Origin of the sequence: Pseudomonas sp. MN1F, from assembly GCF_009391885.1 — a bacterium.
In the GTDB taxonomy this organism is placed as follows: Bacteria; Pseudomonadota; Gammaproteobacteria; order Pseudomonadales; family Pseudomonadaceae; genus Aquipseudomonas.
The window spans coordinates 23,390-29,829 of the sequence record NZ_VZII01000015.1 but is presented as its reverse complement, the minus strand read 5'-3'; the positions used below and the strand labels follow the sequence as shown (position 1 = coordinate 29,829).

The window sequence follows — 6,440 nt, the reverse complement described above, 5'->3', positions numbered from 1 at the left end:
ATACAGTAAAGACTTGCATACCTATGACCTCTCCAATCATCCCCTGGATGGGTGGCAAACGCCGCCTGGCCGACCGCTTGATTCCCCTCTTTCCCCCTCATGAATGCTATGTCGAAGTCTTCGCTGGCGGCGCCGCGTTGTTCTTCATGCGTCCCCAGCCCGCACCGGTGGAGGTGCTGAACGATCTGAACGGTGACCTGGTCACCCTTTACCGCGTTGTGCAGAACCACCTGGAGGAGTTCGTCCGTCAGTTCAAGTGGGCGCTCAGCTCTCGCCAGATCTTCGAGTGGCAGAAGATGACACGCCCTGAAACTCTCACCGACATCCAGCGCGCTGCCCGGTTCTTCTACCTGCAGCAGCATGCCTTCGGCGGCAAGGTCACCGGGCAGACGTTCGGTACCGCCACCACAGGGCCGGCCATCAACCTGCTGCGCATCGAGGAGAACCTGTCTGCCGCCTGGCAGCGTCTCGCCGGCACCTACGTCGAGAACTTGTCCTGGCTCTTGTGTGCCGAACGCTATGATCGAGCGCACACGTTCTTCTACATGGATCCGCCTTACTGGCAGACCGCCGGCTATGGCGTGGACTTCCCCTTTGAGGAATACGAGCGTATGGCCGACTTCATGCGCCACTGCAAGGGTAAGGTGATGGTCAGCATCAACGATCACCCGGACATCCGGCGTGCGTTTGATGGCTTCCACTTTGAGTATCTGGATATTCGCTACAGCAACACGAACCAGCGACATGGTAAGGCGGAGCTTGCCGGGGAACTGGTTATCATGAACTGGCAACCATTATCACTGGGAGGACTGTTCTAACTTAGTTCCTTATGTAGAAGAGTCTTGTCAATCTCAGGAGTAAGTAGATAGCTCTCCAAAGGCTAAGGGATATATTTGTGTCAATACCCATTGGCAAGGATTTAGAGATGCAAGAGATGCTTGAATATTGTTTCGTTAGGCGAGGAAGGATGAAAGCTAAATTCTGGAATTGCCCGACTGAATTGCTGTCGAGAGTGTAAGTGAGCGCAATGCTGTTGTGGTATTAAAAATTGACCCGATTGAATTTGAAAATTCTTTCGGGTCGTCCTGTACTGAGTCGCCAATCCAGTCAAGTTGATTTTTTCTACAGGCCTTATAATCCGAGACTCTGTCTGACCAGGTCGCCCACAATTGGCCACATCACTGGCTGAACAGAGTGCCATACGGGGCCGCAAACTTTTTCAAGTAGAGATCTAGCCTCTTTGCCATTTCCTTCCTTGGCTTGATCAATGGCCGAGAGGAGGTCGGCGCGTTGCTCAATAGAGACAGTCTGGCCCTGTGTCTCCAGTATTGCTACGAGTTTAGATAGGATTTCACTTTCTTCGCCAGTCGTCACGTCCATCTTCTGTGAAATACTTTCACCGGTAGCAAGTTGCAAGTTGTTAAATTGTCCCCCGGAGATATGCACGTTATTAACGATGCGTTGGGATTTGGAAGGTTTATTAGGTGTCTGCCTGGAGGTTTTATATCCGAGCTGTGTCAAGCTCGCATACAGCTTCAAGCTGTATCCCCCAATCATGATAAAGCTTGCGCCTGGACTGTTCTCGTACGCCTTCCAAGGGCCAGTCCTGATCAGTTTCTTCTTTTCGAGATCAGCAAAGGCAATGTCGAAGTCGACAGTGGTTATGTCGTCCCCGCAGCAAATTGCTTCAGTAAGATCCGTAACCTTTGGGCCTTCGTACCCATTAGACAGTGCCTGAGCGTCAAGCATGCGCTCCGTGAAGTCTATCAAGAGGGCGCCAAGAATTTGCTTTTCAGCTTCATCCAAATGTACTGCCATAGAATTTCCTTTCGGTTGTGAGGTTTAAAGCTTAAGTTTCGCATTATGCTGTTCGGCATTTTCGGACATTATTTCAATAACTAACAGATCTTCATTGCTGTGCCCAAGCGATGTGAGTAGCGTGGATAGATCTTTTCGTTGCTGATCTCCTAAAAGTACATCGCACATTCCTACCATCGTAGTGCAGATGTTTAGTATTTCGAGCGTGGTCAGCGAGAAGCCAAATACACCTTTTTCTGGTGAAAGCTCCTTTGTGATTGACTCTAGGTGGCTGGCGTAGGCGCTTAGTTCTTTTATAAAATACCTGGATTGGACAGTGTATGTGTGGGCTATAGAGGGGAAGTATTCCTCCAGCAAGGGTGTTTTGAATCCGGTTGGTAAGTTGTGGCCTGTGGGAAGTTTCTTAATTACTAGCATATTCAGGATGCTAATGCATTCCTTTACTGCTAGCTCTATTGAGTGTCGTGACCTGTGGATGTCTTCGTCAATGCACTTTTTTTTGTTTTTTAGCGTTTTGCGTTCTTTCCACCATTCGCGGGCTTGGTTCAGCATGAAACCGATAATTACCCCGGTGAGCGCGCTACCATATGGTAGGAGGGTTTCAAGAAGAGGTTTTGGTTTGTCACTTAAATTCAAATAGCTTAGACACTGCTGGAAGGATTCGATGTCCATGTCGGTTGTGATCAGTGAAAGGATTATTTATAGTCTAGCGCCCTGTCCTAGTATGGTAGGGCGCGCTTATTTGGTTGCTTTAGAGGTTTGTGCTTTATTACGAAAGCTCGGAGACTGCCAGTATCACAGACTCAGAGATGAAGCGAAGAAGTGGGATTTCATTAACTAGATACCGTTCATCTCGGAAAGGAGTGTATTTTGCCTTGTCACCATCTTTACTATGCACCAACGCATTACGGGTGTAATAGATTCTGTTGGCCAAGTTTTTTACAATGCTATCGTTATCTGATTGTTGCAGGTCGACCTGGGGTCCATTAGAGAAGGGTACTTGCTCGTTCTTGTAATAATCTAGCAACGAGGCATCGTAGTCCGCAAGCTTGTTAATTATGTCTTGCTTGTCAATAAATTTTGATAGGGTTATGCGTAGCGCTTGAAGTTCGCTAAATGTTATAGTTTCGCTTCGAATCTGAAGGCTTTTCTTGATTGTTGAAATTAAACCTGCAACATCTTTCTTTCGCTTGTAGGAAAAGCTGGGTTGAGTGATTGCGTTTTTTATGTTTTCAATAAGGTCATCATTGAAGACAGACTCAAAAAAATGCTCTAGTACATGGTAGAATGAAAGGAACTGAACGGTAGGGTTGTCTGTCGATATCCCCAGCACATAATGATTTACTAGATCCTCGTTATAAAACCTGCGGGGTGGGTCCATCTCGCTAACAGAAGAACGTCGCATCCGAGTAATTCGGCCGCGGCGAGAAATTTCTGCCCAATATCTTTGGGGGACTAAGGCGAGGTCGAGGTTGTAAGCTAGATGGAATAGCAATGAGTTAGAAAGTGAGTGAAATCTTTTTATGTTTGTTCGGGAGGATGTTTTAATTTTTAATGTCAGTGGTCGCCCGATGACAGCTCTGACTGCATCCAGCGCGCTTGCATCCTCTGACATCATTCTTAATCTATCTCTGCCAATTTGGCCGGAAGTCAAATCAGCTAATGATCCATTTTCATGCGCAGAGCAAATCAACCATATCAGGTATTCAGTGCTGGCTGCGGAAATTTCAAATGTGGTGCCGTTATCTGGGTCTTCAAGTATGAGCGCTTCGCTGCGCATTAAGAATGGGTGTGGGCTCTCGACGTTTACTAGTATTTCGTAATCATTTTCAGTATATAGAGCTGTTTCATCGCTGATAGCCTTAGTCAGAATTGAGCCTACCGCTCTGGTAATTAGGCTAAGAGGGAGTTGGAATTCGCGATCTCTAACTTTAAGGGTTGCAATATCGGCTTCAATCTTCAGTTCAGCCCGAAGAGCTTCTACTATTAATTGACAAATTTGCAAGGATGTGAAATCTTTTATGCTCATCAAGTCACTTTAGTATGATATACGAATGGAATGAACGCGGACGCCCCGGCTCGGCCTTCCGGCTTCTCGGTTGGGAAAAAATTGGGTATTCCGCACCTCGTCTCATGCCAATCTAAGCATCACTGATGCACCTATGCTCGGAAGCAATAAGGCGCTTTGACATCCATATTCCCAAGTATGGGCGCCTATTATTGCCCATATTGCAGCACAGTCGGTGTATGCAGGCCGTGATTTACTCAGCGTTCATCTTGTCCCACTGATGCTGATACTCATGTGACTCTTGGTCGCAAGAATCACAAATGAAACCATCTCCGTAGCTTTCTCTGTCGAGTGCGTCGGCGAGAGCTTCACTGTCCAGCTCTGCTTGGCAGCCATTATGGTGCCCGCCTGGATCTGTGACGCCTTCGCAGTTTCTCGTGAGGTGTTTACTGAGAACTGCTTTCTGCGGTTGCGTAAGGCTACTGTAACCGTGGCTCATGGCTCGCTTTGCAATGCCCTCAACCTTGTTGTCTGCCTGATCGAAATGCCCATACTCAAGCAGTTTAGAGAGCGCCTTCTCTTCAGCCGTCATCGATTCATTCTCTGATGTCAAAAGGAGCTGCCACGATAGCACTTGGCTACTCCGTGAAGCCAAGAAAATTTGCTTTGAGACAGAGGCGGCTGTGCGGTTTGCGAGGCGGAGAGCATCCCCGAAATTTTAGGGCAAATTTAGGGCAAAATCTCGGCCGCGTTAGGGCGCCACAGCCTATTACCATAGGCTTGGACCCCAGTAGAAATGAGCCTGTTACGGCCTGCTGAACCTTCCGAGCGGGTCCAAATCCCTATCGTGCTGAGCAAAAATGGGCAGCTCAGATGATGCATCTCTTCGTCGCTACGCCATAGTGTTGGATATAGCATGAAGACCAGCCAAGAGCTGGGCTTCTTCCGACTGTAGAAGTGAGGGTGGTTGGTACAAAATTGGTACGGCTTTCAGTTTGCGTCTGTGAAAGCTAATTAAATCAAGACTTTGCGGTAAAGTATTCCCAATCCATCATCGGCGCAACGGAAAAACGCCGGGAGAGTGGGGCGGGTGCGGAGATCGGGGACATGGGGGTAGAAAATCGGTGTGGCTGGGAGGTGAGAGAGTTTATCAGGAATGACCGCTTGGGCTGAGTGATATCCGGGAGTACAACCTCATCCAGTGTGGGATTAAGCAAGACAGCCATGAAATGGGCTGATAGCATCTGGCTATCAGTCAAAGTAAGGAAGGGACCCCATGCTGAAGAAAGTCGCGTCATCCATTCTCGTGGCCGGCGCCTTGCTAGCCTCCGCTCAGGGGGCTCTCGCCGAAGAAAAGCTGTTCAAGAACTACGTCTACCAGACCCCGCTCGCAAAATTCACTAAAGCTGCCGGTTACTACGACTGCTCCAAAGACGTCGGCGGGACCGCGAGGTGTATCGACGATGTAGATTTCCTGGAAGAGAAATTCACCGTCGCACTGATCTTCTCCGGTGGCAAGCTGATGATGGTTTCACTGATCAGCCCGTTTGATCAAAACGCCTATGTCAAAGCTATCGCGGGGCTTTCCAACTCGTTCACGCTGGTTTCCATGAACGATGAAAAGTCCATCCTGGATGTGTTTGATACTGCGAGAAAGTCGAGAAGCCAAGAAGAACTGACGACGAAGATTTCCAACTTTGAGCAGGTCGCTCTGGCATCTGGCAGTCTGACTTACACCTTTCTCGAAGGGCTGAGCGCTGACGGGCAAACCAATGCTGTTAGTGCGTTGGCTGCTGCACCGGAGAATGTTCGGTCCGCTGAGTTGGTGATGGTTGGGCAAGGTGCGGGTGCGGGGATGGTTATTCGGTTTACGTTTCCTCGGTTAGAGGAAAATAAGGTTCTGGCTGAGGCCAAGAAGCCTGTTGAGTCGTTTTGATGAATTGATGGGTTGCTCCTTAGTGACATGGAGGGCTGGGGCAACGACCGGAACATGGAAAAAGGCCGAGGGGTTCAGCCCCTCAGCCAGCCCGCCCTGATCGGCACCGCCATCAGGCTGCGATAGCAGCGCTCCGCCAGCTCGGTGACAGGCCGGCCGATACGTTGCCAGACTGGCGAGAACCCTGAGTAAACCAAGAACGAAACGACCATCCCACCCACCATGTCGAGCGGGAAGTGCACGCCCAGGAACACCCGCGCCCAGGCGACACTGAGCCCGGTCAGCAGAATGATCACGCCCCAGCCCGACAGGCCATCCAGCAGCAAGGTCAAGCCGATGCAGCCGAACACGGTCATGTGATCGCTCGGGAAAGACGAATCAGGTGCGTGCAGCATCCACGTGTGCCCCAAGCCGATCATGAACGGCCTTGGGTGCGGCCAGACGGCCCAGATCACCTGGTTGACGACCAATGCAATCACTGTAATCAGCGTCGCCTTGAGCACCAGTGTGCGTTCTCCACGGTGCCCCCACACCCAGAAGCCCAGCATCAGCACGGGAAGCAGAAAGATCAGCCCCTTGGCAATACCAATGGCGAGCAGGACCAGCCAGTGCGGCGTGTCACTGCCGGCGTTGATCAACAGGAAGAGGGAGCGGTTGAATGTTTCGAATTCGCCCATG

7 protein-coding genes are annotated in these 6,440 nt (G+C 49.9%); 2 read left to right on the top strand and 5 right to left on the bottom strand.

Annotated features, from left to right (window positions below; genetic code table 11):
* Window positions 1–23: 23 nt before the first annotated feature.
* Window positions 24–818, top strand: coding sequence for a DNA adenine methylase (locus F6X59_RS10340; RefSeq protein ID WP_152956177.1), 795 nt, complete (start codon window positions 24–26; stop codon window positions 816–818).
* 313 nt (window positions 819–1,131) lie between these two features.
* Here the strand turns inward: F6X59_RS10340 and F6X59_RS10335 are convergent, their stop codons facing one another.
* From F6X59_RS10335 to F6X59_RS10320, 4 genes are all read right to left on the bottom strand, one after another.
* Window positions 1,132–1,818 carry a hypothetical protein gene (locus tag F6X59_RS10335; protein ID WP_152956176.1) on the bottom strand — a complete coding sequence of 229 codons (687 nt, stop codon included), beginning with the start codon at window positions 1,816–1,818 and terminating at the stop codon, window positions 1,132–1,134.
* A 24-nt stretch (window positions 1,819–1,842) separates the two neighbouring features.
* Window positions 1,843–2,490 (bottom strand): hypothetical protein, encoded by a 648-nt coding sequence (locus F6X59_RS10330; RefSeq protein WP_152956175.1) that lies wholly within the window; start codon window positions 2,488–2,490, stop codon window positions 1,843–1,845.
* A gap of 97 nt (window positions 2,491–2,587) precedes the next feature.
* Complete coding sequence (locus F6X59_RS10325) at window positions 2,588–3,847, bottom strand: hypothetical protein (RefSeq protein ID WP_152956174.1); 1,260 nt, start codon at window positions 3,845–3,847, stop codon at window positions 2,588–2,590.
* Between the two features lie 232 nt (window positions 3,848–4,079).
* Complete coding sequence (locus F6X59_RS10320) at window positions 4,080–4,418, bottom strand: hypothetical protein (RefSeq protein WP_152956173.1); 339 nt, start codon at window positions 4,416–4,418, stop codon at window positions 4,080–4,082.
* A 684-nt stretch (window positions 4,419–5,102) separates the two neighbouring features.
* Here F6X59_RS10320 and F6X59_RS10315 point away from each other — a divergent pair.
* Window positions 5,103–5,762, top strand: coding sequence for a hypothetical protein (locus F6X59_RS10315; RefSeq protein ID WP_152956172.1), 660 nt, complete (start codon window positions 5,103–5,105; stop codon window positions 5,760–5,762).
* A 74-nt stretch (window positions 5,763–5,836) separates the two neighbouring features.
* On the opposite strand, the gene F6X59_RS10310 is transcribed toward F6X59_RS10315, so the two are convergent.
* Window positions 5,837–6,439: a phosphatase PAP2 family protein gene (locus F6X59_RS10310; RefSeq protein WP_152956171.1), complete on the bottom strand. Its 603-nt coding sequence runs from the start codon at window positions 6,437–6,439 to the stop codon at window positions 5,837–5,839.
* Window position 6,440 lies beyond the last annotated feature (1 nt).